15 protein-coding genes and 1 pseudogene are annotated in these 17,800 nt (G+C 44.7%); 7 read left to right on the forward strand and 9 right to left on the reverse strand.

All coding sequences use genetic code 11. The annotated features are described in order from the left end of the window. The first annotated feature begins 20 nt into the window (after positions 1 to 20). Positions 21 to 704: an RNA polymerase sporulation sigma factor SigK gene (sigK, locus tag ACR0QN_RS10230; RefSeq protein ID WP_432651116.1), complete on the forward strand. Its 684-nt coding sequence runs from the start codon at positions 21 to 23 to the stop codon at positions 702 to 704. A 43-nt stretch (positions 705 to 747) separates the two neighbouring features. Here sigK and ACR0QN_RS10235 read toward each other — a convergent pair. Beyond that, positions 748 to 1,413 (reverse strand): annotated as a pseudogene (locus tag ACR0QN_RS10235) (gamma-glutamyl-gamma-aminobutyrate hydrolase family protein). A 57-nt stretch (positions 1,414 to 1,470) separates the two neighbouring features. Further along, complete coding sequence (locus ACR0QN_RS10240) at positions 1,471 to 1,743, reverse strand: helix-turn-helix domain-containing protein (RefSeq protein ID WP_432651117.1); 273 nt, start codon at positions 1,741 to 1,743, stop codon at positions 1,471 to 1,473. Between the two features lie 32 nt (positions 1,744 to 1,775). Between ACR0QN_RS10240 and ACR0QN_RS10245 the strand changes: the two genes are divergently transcribed. Beyond that, on the forward strand, positions 1,776 to 1,994 hold the full coding sequence (locus ACR0QN_RS10245; RefSeq protein WP_432651118.1) for a hypothetical protein: 219 nt from the start codon (positions 1,776 to 1,778) through the stop codon (positions 1,992 to 1,994). Between the two features lie 159 nt (positions 1,995 to 2,153). Here ACR0QN_RS10245 and ACR0QN_RS10250 read toward each other — a convergent pair whose 3' ends face one another. From ACR0QN_RS10250 to ACR0QN_RS10260, 3 genes are read right to left on the reverse strand one after another with little or no spacing between them, the layout of a single operon-like run. After that, a complete protein-coding gene (locus ACR0QN_RS10250; protein ID WP_432651119.1) occupies positions 2,154 to 3,068 on the reverse strand; it encodes a magnesium transporter CorA family protein in 915 nt (304 codons plus the stop codon). Continuing rightward, a complete protein-coding gene (gene ppk1 / locus ACR0QN_RS10255; protein WP_432651120.1) occupies positions 3,069 to 4,580 on the reverse strand; it encodes a polyphosphate kinase 1 in 1,512 nt (503 codons plus the stop codon). Positions 4,581 to 4,627: 47 nt separating this feature from the next. Continuing rightward, the gene (locus tag ACR0QN_RS10260; RefSeq protein WP_432651121.1) at positions 4,628 to 6,004 is read right to left on the reverse strand and encodes a PhoH family protein; all 1,377 of its coding nucleotides are present in this window, start codon (positions 6,002 to 6,004) and stop codon (positions 4,628 to 4,630) included. A 202-nt stretch (positions 6,005 to 6,206) separates the two neighbouring features. Between ACR0QN_RS10260 and ACR0QN_RS10265 the strand changes: the two genes are divergently transcribed. Next, a complete protein-coding gene (locus tag ACR0QN_RS10265) occupies positions 6,207 to 8,663 on the forward strand; it encodes an EAL domain-containing protein (protein WP_432651122.1) in 2,457 nt (818 codons plus the stop codon). Between the two features lie 29 nt (positions 8,664 to 8,692). Here ACR0QN_RS10265 and ACR0QN_RS10270 read toward each other — a convergent pair whose 3' ends face one another. Then, positions 8,693 to 9,808, reverse strand: coding sequence for a THUMP domain-containing class I SAM-dependent RNA methyltransferase (locus ACR0QN_RS10270; protein ID WP_432651123.1), 1,116 nt, complete (start codon positions 9,806 to 9,808; stop codon positions 8,693 to 8,695). A 76-nt stretch (positions 9,809 to 9,884) separates the two neighbouring features. After that, on the reverse strand, positions 9,885 to 12,200 hold the full coding sequence (locus tag ACR0QN_RS10275; protein ID WP_432651124.1) for a transglycosylase domain-containing protein: 2,316 nt from the start codon (positions 12,198 to 12,200) through the stop codon (positions 9,885 to 9,887). A gap of 235 nt (positions 12,201 to 12,435) precedes the next feature. Here ACR0QN_RS10275 and ACR0QN_RS10280 point away from each other — a divergent pair, with 235 nt between their 5' ends. Further along, positions 12,436 to 13,749, forward strand: a complete 1,314-nt coding sequence (locus tag ACR0QN_RS10280) for a hypothetical protein (protein WP_432651125.1) — start codon at positions 12,436 to 12,438, stop codon at positions 13,747 to 13,749. Here ACR0QN_RS10280 and ACR0QN_RS10285 read toward each other — a convergent pair whose 3' ends face one another. Next, complete coding sequence (locus tag ACR0QN_RS10285) at positions 13,750 to 14,421, reverse strand: TVP38/TMEM64 family protein (protein ID WP_432651126.1); 672 nt, start codon at positions 14,419 to 14,421, stop codon at positions 13,750 to 13,752. It abuts the gene before it with no gap. 212 nt (positions 14,422 to 14,633) lie between these two features. Here ACR0QN_RS10285 and ACR0QN_RS10290 point away from each other — a divergent pair, with 212 nt between their 5' ends. From ACR0QN_RS10290 to ACR0QN_RS10300, 3 genes are all read left to right on the forward strand, one after another. Beyond that, a complete protein-coding gene (locus tag ACR0QN_RS10290; RefSeq protein WP_432651127.1) occupies positions 14,634 to 15,650 on the forward strand; it encodes an RING finger protein in 1,017 nt (338 codons plus the stop codon). A gap of 67 nt (positions 15,651 to 15,717) precedes the next feature. Further along, positions 15,718 to 16,191 carry a peptidylprolyl isomerase gene (locus tag ACR0QN_RS10295; protein WP_432651128.1) on the forward strand — a complete coding sequence of 158 codons (474 nt, stop codon included), beginning with the start codon at positions 15,718 to 15,720 and terminating at the stop codon, positions 16,189 to 16,191. A gap of 172 nt (positions 16,192 to 16,363) precedes the next feature. Beyond that, positions 16,364 to 17,035 carry a DUF2461 domain-containing protein gene (locus ACR0QN_RS10300; protein ID WP_432651129.1) on the forward strand — a complete coding sequence of 224 codons (672 nt, stop codon included), beginning with the start codon at positions 16,364 to 16,366 and terminating at the stop codon, positions 17,033 to 17,035. Positions 17,036 to 17,087: 52 nt separating this feature from the next. Here ACR0QN_RS10300 and ACR0QN_RS10305 read toward each other — a convergent pair whose 3' ends face one another. Further along, entirely contained in the window at positions 17,088 to 17,510 is a 423-nt protein-coding gene (locus ACR0QN_RS10305) for a hypothetical protein (protein WP_432651130.1), read from the reverse strand. Positions 17,511 to 17,800 lie beyond the last annotated feature (290 nt).

Genomic DNA, 17,800 nt, shown 5'->3' on the forward strand with positions numbered 1-17,800 from the left:
GTATATCCGAGGTGATCTTTATGTTTGGCGGACTTATCTCGTGGCTTCTGGAGCATATGCTGTATTTTGCTCTGCATATGGACAGCAGCACCGTATTCCCGAAGCCCCTGTCCGCAGAAAAGGAAGCGGAAGCATTCAGGAGAATGGCGGAGGGGGACGACAGCGCCCGAGGTGAGCTTATCGAGCATAATCTCCGCCTTGTGGCACACGTGGTGAAGAAATACTATTCTCCGAACGTTGACAGCGAGGAGCTTATTTCCATAGGCACCATCGGGCTTATCAAGGCGGTATCCTCCTTTAACAATTCCAAATCCACCCGCTTTGCCACATATGCGGCTAAGTGCATAGATAACGAGGTGCTGATGTATTTCAGAAGCGCCCGGAAAAGCGCACGAGATGTCTATCTTGACGAGCCTGTGGACACCGATAAGGACGGCAACAGTATGAGCCTTATGGATATAATCGCCGAGGACGACAATCTTGTGGACAGGATAGACGTAATGATAAAATCCCGTCAGCTTTACGGCTTTATAGACAAGTGCCTTGACGAGCGTGAAAAGGAGGTCATTCGCCACCGATACGGTCTGTACGGCTTGAAGCCCCTTACACAGCGAGAGGTAGCCGACAAACTGAACATCTCACGTTCCTACGTTTCGAGGATAGAGAAAAAAGCACTTGAAAAGCTGCGGGATATGTACGAATAAAATGAGAGCCTGCATTTTTTGTGCAGGCTTTTTTTACGTAAATTCAGGTCAATTGGTTTATCGGGAGATACGAATAATCTTTTTTTGAACTAACGATTTTTCTGCATTTTTCCCTTTGACAAAAGCTTTGTACGGCTTCTGTAAGTCCGTCCTCGGAAACTGCCATTTCCATAAGCCCCGGAGCCGGAGTTTTGATCACCTGATGATGATAGCTGTTGACCTTCATTTCCGTGATATTCAGCAGCCGATGCAAAGGTGTGTTTTCCCTCAGAATTACGGAGTGTACGGGAACATCATAGGGCGGCTTTTGATGATGCTCGGTATTCGATTTATGCTGAAGCGGAATATCCTGATACAGGCTGCCGCCCAATACTGCGCCCAATACTGCGTTGATAAATTGAATGCCCCGGCATATTCAAAGGACTGACTTGTCCTGTTTGATAGCAATTTCAAGGAAAAGCTTCTCCATCTTGTCACGCTGGCTGCAAGGTGATACCATATCCCCGATAGATGTTTCATTATAGATTTTCGGGTCTACATCGTGTCCTCCCGTAAAAAGAAAGCCGCTGCACATATCGGCTAACTGACCGATCTCATCAGCATCGTCGGTAAGCGGAAGAATGATCGGCAGTCCGCCTGCCTGACGTATTCCTTCAAGATATCCGGGCAGCATCCATATGCTTTCTTTTTCGTCGTCCCACAAGGGCATAACTCCTATAACAGGCTTCACAGCAGATCCTCCTCGTATTAAAAAAGCTCACAAAGATCATTCGGTATCAATTATTTTTTTAATATAAAGCCCTGTCTGAATGCAGAACAATGCTTCTCTGCTGTCAATATCGACTCCCAGAATTTCTTCTATTTGTTTAAGGCGATACATCATAGTGTTTCTGTGGATAAATAGTTTTTTTGCGGCAGCAGTCATATTTTCCCTGCATTCAATATATTCATCGATCGTGTGAAAAAGCTCACCCGAATATTTCTCGTCATACTGCAGCAGCGGAAGTATGTATTCGTTATATATCTCTTTATCCTTCAAATACCGCCCCGGCAGGTTCGGCCATACTGCCGTTGCCTGACGCAGCTGAGACCTGTCCGTCTGATGATACGCAGGCAGGTGATACCAATGATATTGCGGCAGGAGCCGGAGCTTACGGAGATTATAACGTTATTGATGATATTCTCGGAGAAAAACGTCCGCTGCTCGGTTACATAGCGGCAGTAATATGCGGCTGTCTTCTGGCAGCTCTGGGAGCAATAATTGTTTCAGGACGCAATAAAAAACGGTAAGCCGACCGCATTAACAATTTTGCAGGTAAGGCTCCCGAATAAATAGTTATCCCCAAAGCAGGTCTTATGCAGGAGCTGCTTTGGGGATATTATTATAATGTTTATTCCGGATTTGTCTGTAGATCGGTGTGCAATTAGTGTCAGACCGGAAGGAATGATCTACAGCATTTTCTTCCGTTTAAATATAGCGATGCATATTATCACTACCGCAATACTCAGCAGAATTATATAGGGATACCCATTTTCAAGCTCGGGCATATTCTCAAAATTCATTCCGTACCAGCCGGTTATTAAGGTAAGCGGAAAGAATATTGTGGAAATCGCAGTAAGAAAAGCCATATTGCTGTTCTGCTTTGCGTCGATCTGTGCCTGATATGCGTCACGGACCTGCTGAACGTATTCAAGAAGATAGATCGTTCGGTTCATAAGCCTGTCGGCACGGTCGAATATGGTCCCGAAATATTTTCGCTGCTTTTTGTCAAACAGTTCGTTCTCGTCCTGTTCAAGTTCTTTTCCCATATCACGAAGCTCATCATAATAGCTCCGAAGGACAAGAAGTTCTTTCCGTATAGGCGTAATGCTTTCTAAAAATCCGTCTGTCCTGCCCTCGGATATCTTTTCCTCAAGCTGCATTATTTTCTGCTCGTGCTGGATAAGAAGCTCGGTATCACGCTGCATAAGCTGTGAAAAATAGCTGCATATCACACGCTGTACGGTCAGCCGCTGATTTACGGCTCCGTTTTGGATCTTGCGGAAGATATTCTGCGAAAAGCTGTAATTATCAACTATCACAATGCTTCGGCGGCTGATAAACAGCATAATTTTATATCTGCTTCCTGCAACGTCCAGCAGTTTTGGAATACAAAGAGTTCCCAGAAGAAAATCGTTCTGCGTTTCGATTTTTGAGAATGCAATACTGTCCAGAGAAAGCTCTCCGTCATAGTCTATCCCCGATAATTTCAGCGCATTTGCAGCCTCCGACGATGAGGTGAGTATGACGGCAGGACAGCTTTCCGTCTCAAGCTGCTCTGCTTCGATTTGCTCGGGATAATTTTCTAACTTATATATTATCATTCATTTACCGCTTATCATTTCCGCTGCCTGCGCCTGCTCGTAAGCCTTGTCGTAAAAATGCTCCTGGCTGTTGATCTTTTCATTATTATTTTCCACACGGATATAATTTCCGTCGCTGCTTAGCTCTCTTGCCTGAACGTTGTCCGACATTATCTTGTCAAACATATACACGATCTGGTCTCTTATGCACTCATCATAAACGGGGGCTGCAACTTCAACTCTGCGGAGAGTGTTTCTGGTCATAAAATCGGCAGATGCAATGTATATCTTTGCAGCTTCGCCCTTGCCGAAAATATATATCCTCGAATGTTCAAGGAAGCGTCCTACAACGCTTATTACCTTTATATTTTCAGTTTCTCCCTGAACTCCGGGGATAAGGCAGCATATTCCTCTTACAGCAAGCTCGATTTTAACGCCTGCCTTTGAAGCCTTGATAAGCTCGTCGATTATGGTCTTGTCGGTGAGGGAATTTATCTTCACGCCGATATATGCTTCTTCGCCTTTTTCGGCAAGACTTATCTGCTCGTCTATCATTTCTACGACTCTGTTCTGGAGGCAATTGGGAGCAACAAGAAGTGCTTCGGAGCTTTTTACGGTCGTATCGGAAGCAAGGGCATTGAAAACATCGTTGGCATTCCGTCCGATGGTACTGTCGGCAGTCATAAGTGAAAGATCGGTATAGATACGGGCAGTCTTTTCGTTGTAATTTCCTGTGCCTATCTGAGTGTAATACTCGGGATTGCCGTTAATGTTCTTCGTGATAAGGCACAGCTTTGAATGTACCTTGAAACCATTCAGACCATATATCACCGTACAGCCTGCCGCTTCAAGACGGCGTGACCATTCGATATTGTTTTCCTCGTCAAACCTTGCTTTAAGCTCTACGAGAACCAGCACGTTCTTGCCGTTTTCGGCGGTTTCGATAAGGGCGTTAACCACTTCGCTGTTCTTTGCAACTCTGTAAAGGGTCATTTTTATAGATACAACGTCCTTGTCAGCAGCAGCTTCGTGAAGCATATTCAGGAAAGGCTTTATGCTGTCAAATGGGTATGCAAGCAGCTTATCCTTTTCCTTGATTTGTTCGAGTATAGGTCTGCCGTCAACAAACTGCGCCGACTTCTGAGGGATCCTTTTGGGATAAAAAAGCTCGGATCTCTGACGGAGATGATCCTGCAGATCAAACACAAAAGAAAGGTCAAGAGGAGATATATTACGGAAAACATACTTCCGCTCAATATCCATATATCTGCAAAGCTTCTCCACGATCTCCTCGTCAAGCTCCCTTGAAAGCTCAAGGCGCACGGGAGAGAGCCTCTTTCTTTGCTTTATGATGTCCTCCATAAATTCACGATAAAACTCATCATCACATTCGATCGGGGCGTCAGAAGAAGTTATGTTTTCAAAATTGCGGCAGATCACGCCGTTGTGCATCTGAATATTTCCGCTCTCATCTAAGCCGTGCTTTTCGTCCTTATCAGTTCTTCTGTAAAAAACCGAATTTGTATAAACCATATTCGCTATCTCTCCTAAAAAAATTATAACCGGATATTTTGCCAAGATCACATATTCAGCCTCTTAACAGCGTCAAATGCCAGTTCGGAACGCTCGCATTCGTCGGCGGAAAGGGTTATCTGCCAGCAGAACGGACTGCCTTTCATATACTTTGCCGCATAGCTGAGACCGTTGGTCCTTTCATCGAGAAACGGCTTGTCGATCTGTTTTGGATCACCCAAAAGAACTATCTTCGTTCCCTTGCCTGCTCTTGTGATTATTCCCTTGACCTGATTGGGGGTCATATTCTGCGCTTCATCAATTATGAGGTAGGTTTTTGTAATTGAGCGTCCTCTTATAAAATTCATAGCCTCCGTCTGAATGATCCCACGCTCGAAAAGCTCTGTGATCTTATCATTCAATATCATTTCTCCGTCCTCGCCGTCCGTATCAAGGATCTGCTCCAGATTGTCTATTATCGGGCGCATCAGGGGAGCGATCTTTTCCTGCTCGCTTCCGGGAAGAAATCCTATATCATCGTCAAACTGTGAATTCGGGCGGCATACGATTATCCTGCGGTATTCATTGTCCGATCCGTTATAGGTCTTTTCAAGTCCTGCAGCAAGGGAATAAAAGGTTTTTGCCGTACCCGCCATACCTTTGATGATAACCAGAGGAGCTTTATCCGCACTTGTCATAAGCGCTTCCTGCATAAAATACTGACCTGCATTTCTCGGAGTGACACCGTAAGGAGAAGCCTTTTTATATTTTAAAGGTACGACCTTATCTCCCGATATCCTGCCAAGAAGTGTTTTCTTTGCGGACTGATCGGATCTGAGAATAACAAATTCATTTTCAGTAAAAAGGATATCTCTGCGTTCTCCATCAGGATCCGTCCGATACAGCCGTTCGGAGAAAATTCCGTTTTTCTTGAAATCTTTTATAAGCTCGTCGGGTATGTAAGCCTCGCACCGTCCCGTATAGCCTGCGTCTGTTTCGGATATCTGCTCGGTGGTAAAATCCTCGGCTTTTATCCCAAGTATCTGCGCCTTCAATCTGAGTACAAGATCTTTTGTAACAAGGATCGGACGGTTTGCTTCACCGGTTTTTTCCGTGAGTCCTTTGCATACCTTTAAAATACGGTTGTCTGCCTTGTCCTCGGGCAGATCTTCGGGAAGAGGGACGTTTGAAAAATTTTTTTCAATTCGCAGAGTACCTCCGCCGGGCAACTGCACTCCCTCCAGCAGATCTCCCGACTGCCTGTGATTTTCAAGGAGCCTTACGGCAGCTCTGGCATTTGCTCCCTTTTCTCCTTCGGCTTTTTTCAGTCCGTCAAGCTCCTCAACTACGACGAGGGGTATGATAAGGTCGTTGTCCTCAAAACATTCTATTGCATAAGGCGACTGGATAAGCACGTTGGTATCTATCACATAAGTTTTCTTCATCGGGATTGCTCCTTACAATTATATTTACATCTATTGTAAGATCTCTGTGTAAAATACGCTATCGCTCATATGTAAAATTCTTGAAAAGTCCGGTCTTTTGCCTTTGTAAAGCTTTCTGCAGATTTTACATAAGCGTGATAGTGCATTTTACAAAGGCATATTACAATTATCTATATATAAATAATTGAAAGAAGAAAAATTTATGAAAGTCTATAATCATCTGTATCATAACAAGCAGAAATTCGATATTTTTCTTAACGGAACAGGGATCGACAGAAGCAAGCAGGCGCTTATTCGTATCCACAGTTCGGTCCATACTGCGGAGGAGATGAGCAACCTGGCAGGGGAGATAAGCAAGCTTTTGCCTAATGCAAGGATTATCGGCTGTTCCACCCCGGGGGTTATTCTTGACGGAAAGATCATTTCAGACGCCTGTCTTGTATCAATTACGCTTTTTGACAAATGTGAAGTTGAGTCTTTGTTTATAGACAAATCAAAAAACGACAAGCAGCTATGTGCAGATATCTCAGAAAAGCTTATTAAAGGCAGGAGCGGGTTTCTGCTTGTCTTTCTGCCTGCGGGATTTACCAGAGGAATAATGCTTGCCGACTTGATAACAAAGAAAGCTCCCGGAGTAAAAATTCTGGGCGGAGCGGCAGGCTATAAAGCGAAAAAAAGCCGTTCCTATGTGCTTGAGGGCAGCAATACTTCCGAAAAGGCAGTCTCCGCAGCATTTATATCATCGGACAGCCTGTTTGTATATGAGAATTTCGTATGCGGCGCCGACAGCTCGGGAAAAAGCTGTACGGTCACAAAGTCACGGAAATGCTGTCTTGAAAAGATCGACGGAGTAAGCGGCGCAAAGTGGTACTCCGAATTTCTCGATAAAACTGAGCTTGAAAACGACCCCGAGCTTTCTGTTTTATTTCCGATAATATGGGAAGATGGTATTCAGATACCGTATTTTGTGAAATACGAACATAAAAAAGAAGAACGCCTGGAGCTTTCCTGTGAGCTGCCAAGCGGTTCTGCAATATATTCGGGCTATTTTAATCCGCAGAAAACTCTGGGTGAAATGCGGACGGTCTATCAGGAACTGAAACAAGCTCCCTCGGAGCTGCTTTATGCATATGATTGTCAGTCAAGAATGATAGTAATGCACAGCTGTGCAAAATGGGAGGCTGAACAGTTCACAGCAACAAATATAAGCGGTGCTTTGCTGTCGGGAGAGCTTGTATGGAGAGACGGAAGAAATTATTTTGCAAATTTTACTTTTGCCGCTGCATCTCTTTCTGAAAATGAAAACGCTCATATCCCGCTCAGAAGCAGGGACTTTTCCGATTCTTCTGCGATCCGTCAGAATAATGTCAAAGCTGTCAATTACCTGCTTGCTTCGGGAAACAGGCAGCTTAACGAGCAGCTTGAAAATCAGCAGAATAAGATCAAAAATTCTCTTCTCCGAAATGAAGCGCTGGGACTTGATAATCAGTTTTGTTATCTCTGTGAAAGAGAGAATATACACCTGAATAAGATCGCTCTTTACGTACTTAACAATGAAAAAATGGTTAAGCTGTTCGTTGGACGCAGAGAAATTTTTGAAGAGCTGAAAAAGGTCTACGGCAATGTTACCGAAAAGCTCAATGAAATGGGAATTGTTCATATTTACAGCTATGAGACCTCGTCTCTGCTTATTGCTGCCGAGGATAATATCGGCACCGATAGATTTGAAAAAATCGCAGAGGATACACTTAAATATCTTAATTCTATTTCATTAAACGATGTACAGCTGTCCTATCAATGCGCTGTAGTGGAGGATAAAAATGAGCCGCTTCACAAAGCGGAAACAGCTTTGCAGTACGGCTCGGAGCATAATATTCCTTTTGTAAAATACGGTCGGATAGCCGACAGCATAATGGATAAAACAGAGAAAATACATATTCTTCAGGTGATACGTGACGCACTTTCAGAGGAGCGTGTGGTACCGTATTTTCAGGGGATCTACGATAATGCCGAAAAATGTTTCGGACTGTACGAATCGCTGATGAGGATAGCCGATAAAAGCGGTAAGATATATTTCCCCGATCAGTTTTTGCCTGTGGCGAAAAAATATAATCTTTACGAGCTGCTGTCGGTGGTTATGGTAAAAAAAGTGATGAAAATGTTTATTGACAGTGATATAAAAGTGACCATAAACCTTAATGTCCGTGATATTTACGACCGTGAAATGATTAAGGTGATATTCAGATATCTGAACAAAGCCGCTCACCCCGAAAATTTCATTTTCGAGCTGGTGGAATCGGAAGAAGTCACCGATTATCAGTATATCAAGGAATTTGCAGACAGAATACACGAAAAAAATGCAAAGATTGCCATTGACGATTTCGGCAGCGGATTTTCAAATCTTATGCACATCATTCGCATTGACGCTGATTTTCTGAAGATCGACGGCGAGATAATCCGCTCAATTTGTGACGATGAAAAGTGTATGCAGTTTGTGGGGATCATCACAAGCTGGTGCAGCAATCAGAAAAAACAGGTCATTGCCGAATTTGTGGAAAATGAAAAGATACAGAGCATTATCGAAGAAATGGGCATAAGATATTCTCAGGGATATTATTTTTCAAAGCCCGGACCGTGGGAAACAGCTGCTGTGCAATAAAACAACAATATCGGCAGAGAGATGTTTTTTTATTTGTAATATGAAAACAGCTGACATTTTATCATACCGTTGTAAAGCTTTCTCCGCTTGTCTGCACGCTTTCCGAAGAATTTTTCAAAATCCTCGTGGGGTGCGATGACCGAGCAGGGGTGAGCTTTGTCCGCAAGGAATACCCTGCCCATAGTTTCGTAAAGCTTTTCGGCTTCCTTTATCTCAAGAAGTCTTTCGCCGTAAGGGGGATTGCAAACGGTAAGGGTGTTGTCTCTGTTTACGTAATTTTTTATGTCCGCCCTCTCCACCTTTATCCTGTTTCGCACACCGGCCTTGGCGCAGTTGTCGGCGGTGAGAGCCACACATTCGGGGTCAATGTCATAGCCGTAGGCGTAAAAATCGCTGTCTCTGATAATGCCGTCCATAGCACGAGTACGTTCCTCACGCCATATTTCGGGAGAAATGCAGTCCCATTTCTCGGCGGCAAAGGTGCGTTTAAGTCCCGGCGCAATGTTCAGAGCCTTGTAAGCCGCCTCGATAAGCAGAGTGCCGCTGCCGCAGAAGGGGTCGCAGAAAACTGTGTCCCGCCTTACTTGAGCAAGGTCTATTATGCCTGCCGCAAGAGTTTCCTTAATGGGAGCGGCATTGGAATTTCGGCGGTAGCCTCTTTTGTGAAGTCCTGCACCCGAGGTGTCAAGGTATATGGAAGCTTTGTCCTTTAAAATGTTGAACTGTATCTGATGAACAGCTCCTGTTTCCTCAAAATAGCTTACGTGATAAATGCTTTCAAGCCGCTTCACCGCCGCTTTTTTGATAATTGACTGGCAGGCGGGAAGACTCGATAGCTGAGAGCTTATGCTATGACCCTTAACGGGGAATGCGTCGCTTTTGCCTATGAAACGCTCAAGGGGCAGGGCTTTCACTCCCTCGAAAAGCTTGTCGAAGGTGTCCGCCTCAAACTCGCCTAAAAGTATCTGAACTCTTTCGGCGGTGGCAAGGCAGAGATTTGCCCTTGCTATCATATTTTCATCGCCTTCAAAGGTCACACGTCCGTCGGTAACGGAAATATTCTCTCCGCCAATTTTTCTGACCTCAAAATTCAGAACGCTTTCAAGTCCGAAATGGCAGGGGCAGCTAAGTTTTATTTTTTCCATAAATTCAATCCTTAAATCAGCATTTTTGTTTTGGTAATGCTTCTCCCCGCCGGGGCAGGGAGAAGTTCGTTTTTTATCAGTTGTTTCCGTCGTCAAGCAGCTCGTTTGTAAGTCCGTCAATGTCGATAGCATTGGGGGAGATGGTAGTTATAGCCGCCTCGGTTATTTCGGGAAGCTTGGGAGTCTCGGAATGACCGCCGCACTTTGTGCATATGGGAGGAACATTTGTGGACTTGTAATATCCCACATTTCCTGTAGGACAGCTTCCGCTGGCGATAAGACCCGTGTTGGAGCAGTAGTAAAGCTCCTTGACAGTATCGCACTCGGGGAATTCCGTCCTTGTGCCTGCCTCGGCAATGTCACCGAAAATATTCTTCCACAGCTGTGCCGAGCCGTAATATGTTCCCGACTTTACAGTCCTGTTGTCATCATAGCCGTACCATACGCCGCTTACGTAATCGGGAGTGCAGCCTACGAAAAGGGTGTCTCTCCAGTCCTGAGTGGTACCTGTTTTGCCCACAACGGGAACATTGTTAAGCTTTGCCGCACGTCCCGTACCGTTGGGACCCTCAATGACCGTCTGCAGAAGCTTGTTCATAACGTATGCGGACTCTTCGCTGATGGACTGAATGGGTGTGTATTGATGCTGCAGGATTATCTCGCCCGAGGGGTCGATAACGTGGGTGTAGGATGTGGGAGCGAAATATTTTCCGCCGTTTCCGAAGGGCTGATATGCAGCCACAAGCTCTCTCAGGTAAATACCCTCGGTAAGAGCGCCCACCGACATAGGCGAGAGGTTAGCGTCATAAGCCGTAAGTGTGGATATCTGGTATTTGTTCATTACAAATTCAAATACATTTGCAGCACCCGCACCCTCTACAAGACGTGCGGAAACGGTGTTCAGAGACCTCTGGAGAGCCTGGAAGGTAAAGTATGAACGTCCGCTCCAAACGTTGTCCGCGCTTGTGGAGCTGTAGTTTGTAGGCCATTTTCTTGTCTGACCGGGATTGTTCTCATCGGGTATCTCAATAGGTAAGTCCTGAATGATGGAAGACCAGGTGATAAGGTTATTCTCAATAGAGTAGGAGTAACCTGCCAGAGGTTTGAAGCAGGAACCTGCCTGTCTCTTAGCCATAGTGGCGCGGTTGAAGATGTTGGAGCCTGCCTTCTCACCGATACCGCCTGCAACCGCAAGAATGTTGCCCGTATAGTCCATAACGATGAACGCCGACTGAGGAGGGTCGCTGAGAACGCTGTCAGAAAATGTGGTGTAGTCGCGGTATTTCTCCTCTATCTTCTCCTGCATTTCAATATCAATGGGAGTGTGAATGGTGTAGCCGCCGTTGTAGAGCATATCGCTGGCGGAGTCAAAATCAACGCCGTAAAGCTCCATAAGGTCAAGGGTAACATCTCTGATTACCATATCCACATACCAGTTCTGAATCTCGTTTGTGGTCTTATCCTGGCTGGGGTCTCTGAAATGAAGCTCCTCGTTAATTGCCTCTTCGTACTGCTGCTCGGAGATAGCCGCATTCTTGTACATAGCTTTAAGAACAAGCTCCTGACGCTCCTTGTTAGCCTCGGGATCGGCAAAGGGATTGAGTCTCTCGGGGCTTTTGGGTATAGCCGCAAGGCATGCGCCCTCGGCAAGTGTCAGTTCGGAAACGTCCTTTCCGAAATATTTCAGAGAAGCTGCCTGAATACCCGAAGCACTTCCGCCCATACCAACGCAGTTAAGGTAGGCTTCAAGTATCTCGTCCTTGGAGCGGTAGCGTTCAAGGTCGCTTGCACGGAATATCTCACGCATCTTTCTGTCCCAGTGCTGCTCTTTGTCACCCGAAACATTCTTGATAAGCTGCTGGGTAATTGTTGAACCGCCCTGTTTGCTGCTGTAGATAACACCGCCCAGAATTTCGTTTAGGAATGCACCGAAGGTACGCTTCCAGTCAACGCCTGCGTGCTCATAGAAACGCTCGTCCTCGATGTAAACGAAGGCGTCACGGACGTGTCTGGGAATGCGCTCAATGGATATGGGGATACGGTTTGCGGCACGGCTTATCTTAGTCAGCTCAACATCATTGCCCTCCTTGTCCTGACCGTAAATGAAGGTAGTGTAGGCAAGATCGAGGCTGTCCAGATCGATGTCGATAGGTGTGCTTTCACGAAACTGCATAACATACAGCGTAAGAGCCGCCGCAATGATGGAAACGCTTATCACCGCAATAAGGATAAGGGACAGCAGCACCGTACCGATAACGGTAAGCGTTTTGCGTATGGGACCCGCTTTTTTCTTTTTTCTTTTTTTCTTTTTTGTTTCAGCCGAGGAAGTCTTTTCATCCGCCATATGGGCGGGCTTTCCTGCGGCTGCTTTCTTTTTGTTCTCGCTGCTCAAGGGTAATTGCCTCCTTTAAGGTCGCAGTATATACGGCAGATAGATCTGCACTTTGGATAGGTTTATGTAAGCGTATATAAATATATTATATCATATCTTCCCGGGCATTTAAAGGCTTTTTGGGCATATTTCATTATTTATTAATAAATTTTAAGCATTTAAGGTAAAGCTATGGTTGACGTAAAGGAAAAAGTAGTATATAATTGAAATTAGAATTTATGAGACGGGTGATGAAATGGGAAATTTCTATGAAAACGAAACGGAATGTGAAAAGTGCATATCCCTTTTCCATACTTCTTCGGGGAAAAAGAAGCAGCTGTATCTGGAGGAGCTTTGCAGATTTAAAACAAAGGCAGCGGATAAATTCTGGCAGGACAGGATAACCGACGAGCGCTTTCTGCCCTACATAATGATGTGCCGCAGCGATGAGTTTTCCGACTACTGCGCAGGAAGGCTTGATGATTTTCTTGACAGGGCGATGGAGGGAATGGAGTACAGGGACGCTGTAAACGAGCTTTATTTTCTGCTCCACGCCTGCCTTTTCAAGGAGTCGGACAAAATGACGGACATTTACGCCAAGGCGGCAAGAAATTATAAGAAGATACTGAAAATGGGGCTAAGCTGGAGCGGCGACATCATTTCTCAGACCGGTCAGCCGCCTTTTCTGTACGCACGATATCTTGCCGAGAGGGAGCAGAACTGCGAAAATACCTTTTTCACCGCCCTTAACGACATAATTATTCTCACAATGGCAAATGCCATAGAGACCGACGGTGAGTACGAGACCTTTACAGGCAAGGTAAAGGAGCTGTATGAGCTTTATCCCGATGTGTTTGCCGAGGCAGGATTTTTCGCATATTTTATAAAGGACACCTCTGCCGCCTACGATAAATTCTCCTATCTCCTTGAGGACCCTGCAACGTACCCCAGGATATTCTGGGTCCTTGACGGTCTTTCCTGGGAGAATAACGGATATGTACAAGGCTCGCCCACATATTTTGCGGGACCCGACAACGAGAGACGGCATTTTTCTCTTGTAATAAACGACATTGATATCAGATGGTATAAATTCTTTGCCGAAAAGGCTTTGGAGGACGTGAAAGGTTTTACAACGGAGGATCCCTTCTTTTACAGCGTTTATCTCAGAAGCTTTTCCGTCCGAATGATAGAGCTTATCGCTCCCGAAAATGAGGAGACAATGGAATACAGCCGCAGATATTTCAGAGAAAGCGCCGTGCTTGGGGGCAATCCTGCGGATTTTGCAGGACTTCTGCAATGCGGCTGTATCAAAGATGTGGACGACCTTACGGAGCTGTGCCTTGACATAGCAAAACAGATATGCAGTGGCAGACAGCGCTACTGCTATCATATCCTGTTTCACTTTTTCAGGGAGTTTTCCAGGGAGGACAGGCTTGCAGCAGCAAGTAAGACCGCAGAGTATCTTTCGGAGAATGAACATTCAGAGCGTCTTGCGGCTCAGAGGAATGTGTTCTTCGAGCAGTATGACGCATTTGTCCACGATGAACAGAGCTTCTTTGACGGGGAATGATCACGTCTTGCTTTTTGAATGGTGCATTTTATAGATAAGGGCGGAAATAATAGTAATGTCTATCTCCACCCCTGCGCAGATGAGAAATTCGGGGGACAGCGGCTCGGTTATCGCCGAGCCCATTATGGTGGTGAGGATAAATCCGGGAGCGGTTCCGAGAAAGGTACCCAGAAGATATTTTTTGTAATCAAACCTGAGACTTCCCATAGCAAGGCTCACAATATCATAGGGCAGACAGCTTATTATCCGCAGGAAAAACGCTCCCGAAAAATGTCTGTCCTTACTGAATTCCTTTATCATCTCTATCTTTTTGTATTTCAGGGCAAGCTTGTCCACCGCCTCGCTTTCGGCGTATCTTCCGATAAGGTAGGGGATAGTAGCCATTATGATTATCCCCGCAAAATTAAGGGGAATGGATATATAAACGGGAAATATGGCTCCTGCCGCCGCCGCAATGAGCGCCATAGGGAAAAAGTAGGAAAGGGATTTCAGAGCGTACATCACAAGTATCACCGCCGCAGCCGCTATAGGCTCAGAGGGGGTGTAGTTAAGTATCTGTTCTAAGGTCATATGCCGGAAGCAGGTAACGTAAAGTCCCGCCATTATCCCTATCATCAGCAGAGGAGAAAGCTGCATAATTCTTTTAAGTATTATTTTTATCATCATTTTCATTTGCATCATTCTTTCAAAATTGTAAATTTATGTAAAACAAAAAGTAAATATCCTGCTGATAATATTATATCACCGTCCGCCATTTTTTCAATAGCCGTAAAGTGATATAATTGTGTTAAAAAGATGAAAGTCATAAAATTCCTTGTATTTTGAGGAAATTCGTGCTATAATGTAAACAGAGCGCTGTAAAGCAGCGCAAAGGAGGCATTATTTTGTTTGACTATACAGGCTGTGAATGTAAGTCCTGCGGAAAGAAATTCACTTCTGAGGACGATATAGTGGTCTGCCCCGAGTGCGGCACGCCATATCACCGTGAATGTTATAAAAAAGAGGGAAAATGTATAAACACCGAGCTTCACGAAAGCCATAAAAGCTGGAAAGAAACTCACGAAGATGAAAAAGCGGGAGCCGTATGCAAAAAGTGCGGCAATTCTCTGAAAGACGATCAGCTTTTCTGTGATAAGTGCGGCGCACCTACCGACTTTTTCTTCTCGCAGGGCGGAAAGCCCGAGGAAGCGGCGAGAGAGGAAACTCCGAATGCTGAAAATATAGACAGCGCAATGGAAAATGTCTATCCATTTATGATAAATTACTCCGACCCTCTCTGCGGCTTCAATCCCGATGAAAAGTATGATGATACCGTTACCGTCAGGGATATGGGAGATTTTGTAGGCTCAAACACCCATTATTATCTGCCGAAATTCAGAAATATGCGGCATCTGAATTTAAAGCTCAGTATGAATTTCCCTGCAATGTTTTTTCCCGAGCTGTATTTTGCCTACCGCAAAATGCCTCTTGCCGCCGTGCTTGTGCTGATACTCAAGACTATAATCAGCTTTCCTGCTGTGGCGATATCCACTCAGACGATGTTCGGCGACGAGATGTACAGGACTATGCTCACTCAGATGTATCCGTACATTTCCGAATTTGTGGAAAAGCTGCTTTCTCTTGACCTGACTCACGGCGCATTTATGACGCTTTACAATTTCACCAATATCCTTGATTTTGTGGGCATTTTCATTTTTGCGGGATTTTCCAATTATTTCTATTATCGTCATTCCCTGAACAAGGCTTCGCAGATAAAACAGCAGGCATTATCCTCGGGAGGCAATGTTTCCTTTGCCTTAAAACAGGGCGGAGGAGTTTCGGCGGCTCTGCTTATACTGTTTATCGTACTTGAGATAGTAATGCAGTTTGTCTCCATCGCAGCGGTATTTCTTATTGTGTAACGCCCCTTGACAAGGCTTTGAGTATATGGTATAATTTTACAAGTTTTAAAAAATGGAGGAAAAACAAATGGTTATTATCGAAATGGAAAACGGCAAGCAGATAAAGATCGAGCTTTATCCCGACAAGGCTCCCATCACCGTGGAAAACTTTGAAAAGCTCGTGAAGCAGGGCTTTTATGACGGACTTATTTTCCACAGAGTTATCAGCGGCTTTATGATACAGGGCGGCTGTCCCGATGGAACAGGTATGGGCGGTCCCGGCTGGCATATCAAGGGCGAGTTTGCTTCAAACGGCGTTCAGAATGACTTAAAGCACACAAGAGGCGTTATTTCAATGGCACGTTCTATGATGAAGGACAGCGCAGGCTCCCAGTTCTTTATTATGCACAAGGACGCTCCTCATCTTGACGGCGACTATGCTGCATTCGGCAAGGTAGTTGAGGGAATGGACGTAGTAGACGAGATCGCTTCCTGCGAGACCGACTACAGCGACAGACCCGTTACCGAGCAGAAAATGAAGAGAGTTTATATTGCAGACTGATAAGTATCTGATAATACTGTGATAAAGACCGCCCGTGAAGCAGGATTTCACGGGCGTGTCTTTATAGATCGGAAATCAGTGATCTTATGCCACATCTTAAAATGGATCACATCTATGTGATAACGCAGATCCGGAAAAAATTTGGGATAAAATAATTTATGGAGGTATCAGAATGCCATTTTCACCCCAAACTCTTGATTTTTTATTTGAAAACAGACTTAACGACAGCAGAACCTGGTTCAACGAACATCGTGATGAGTATAATTCTTATGTAGCAAAGCCATTTAAGGAGTTTACTGAAGCTCTGACGCCTGCAATGAAAAACATCGACGAACTTATCTCATATGTAAAAATATCCCGTATTTACCGTGACGCACGATATGCCCGTGGCAAATCGGTTTTCAGGGAAAATATGTGGTGCACATTCAGCAGAGGTAAAGATCTTTACAAATCTTTGCCGGCTTTTTATTTTGATATTTCCGAAAAGGGATTTGAATACGGCTGCGGATTTTACGTGGCATCTGCGGAAACTATGAACGATATGCGAAGCCTTATTTTGACCGACAGTCCGTATTTTACTGCAGCTCTTGAAGCGTTTAATTCTCAGAATGTTTTTGAACTTTACGGAGATATGTACAAACGTGACAAATACCCCGATGAAAGTGATGAAAAGCGTAACTGGCTCAACAGAAAGACCATAGGACTTTCCGCTCTCAGCAAAGATTGGGATATGCTTTTTTCGGACAAACTTCCCGAAAAAATAGCCGAAGATTTTGCAGGTATCGCTCCGGTTTACGATTTCTTTATGAAAGCCGAGGAACTTTCTGCTGACAGAGGAAAATAATTTCAAAGGGACTGCTGCGGCGTGTGCTGCAACAGTCCCTTTTGATCTGTTGTTACGATTGATGATAATGCTCTGTGGAGCGGCTCAGAGCAGTTGAAAAATTACGATGCTTGTTTATGGATATCCCTTTGGAGCTGATCTTGGCATTTATCAGTTTTTTCTTTCCCTGCTCCAAAAAGGCTCTTGCTGCATTCAGGCTCATCTTCCATATCTCGCCCGAACCGTCGATCAGAGAGTAGACTCCATCAGTACAGCCCAGCACATAGAACACACTATGGGTGTTTTTCTGGTCAAAAACTGTGAGACTGCCGTCCGTCATTTTTATAACGGTATTCTCCAGCTGAGCATTGGAAACTTTTTTATTAAGTATTAGGGAGGTCATTTCGGTATTGCCGACCTCCGATGTCTTTTCGGTTTCTTCATCATAAAGAATGAATGAAACCGTCGGGGTCAATTTCTTTCCTATAAGTATCATGATCTATGTCTCCTGTTATGTTAAATGCAAAATCGGACCTATTCCTGCTCAATGCCGACCATATTATACAAAGCCTCCAACTCGGGTCGGCATTTCAGAAATTCCCTGCCAAGCAGCGGATCAAAATGTGTTCCGATGGAGCTTTCTATTGGTAACATCTAAAAACCCCTGTACAAAAAAGAAAAAAAGTGGTAAAATAGAGATATGAAAATGCTACAGATAGGATTCTTTGATGAAGAGAACCGATACAAGAAATTAACAGAATTAGGCGATCCGCTGGAGAAACTGAA

Source organism: Huintestinicola sp., assembly GCF_050874005.1.
GTDB lineage: Bacteria > Bacillota > Clostridia > Oscillospirales > Ruminococcaceae > Huintestinicola.

Bases quoted from the DNA above. Each gene is read 5' to 3' on its own strand.
- sigK (WP_432651116.1), top strand. From the start codon at position 21: ATGTTTGGCGGACTTATCTCGTGGCTTCTGGAGCATATGCTGTATTTT.
- ACR0QN_RS10250 (WP_432651119.1), bottom strand. From the start codon at position 3,068: ATGATAATATATAAGTTAGAAAATTATCCCGAGCAAATCGAAGCAGAG.
- ppk1 (WP_432651120.1), bottom strand. From the start codon at position 4,580: ATGGTTTATACAAATTCGGTTTTTTACAGAAGAACTGATAAGGACGAA.
- ACR0QN_RS10260 (WP_432651121.1), bottom strand. From the start codon at position 6,004: ATGAAGAAAACTTATGTGATAGATACCAACGTGCTTATCCAGTCGCCT.
- ACR0QN_RS10265 (WP_432651122.1), top strand. From the start codon at position 6,207: ATGAAAGTCTATAATCATCTGTATCATAACAAGCAGAAATTCGATATT.
- ACR0QN_RS10270 (WP_432651123.1), bottom strand. From the start codon at position 9,808: ATGGAAAAAATAAAACTTAGCTGCCCCTGCCATTTCGGACTTGAAAGC.
- ACR0QN_RS10280 (WP_432651125.1), top strand. From the start codon at position 12,436: ATGGGAAATTTCTATGAAAACGAAACGGAATGTGAAAAGTGCATATCC.
- ACR0QN_RS10285 (WP_432651126.1), bottom strand. From the start codon at position 14,421: ATGAAAATGATGATAAAAATAATACTTAAAAGAATTATGCAGCTTTCT.
- ACR0QN_RS10295 (WP_432651128.1), top strand. From the start codon at position 15,718: ATGGTTATTATCGAAATGGAAAACGGCAAGCAGATAAAGATCGAGCTT.
- ACR0QN_RS10300 (WP_432651129.1), top strand. From the start codon at position 16,364: ATGCCATTTTCACCCCAAACTCTTGATTTTTTATTTGAAAACAGACTT.
- ACR0QN_RS10305 (WP_432651130.1), bottom strand. From the start codon at position 17,510: ATGATACTTATAGGAAAGAAATTGACCCCGACGGTTTCATTCATTCTT.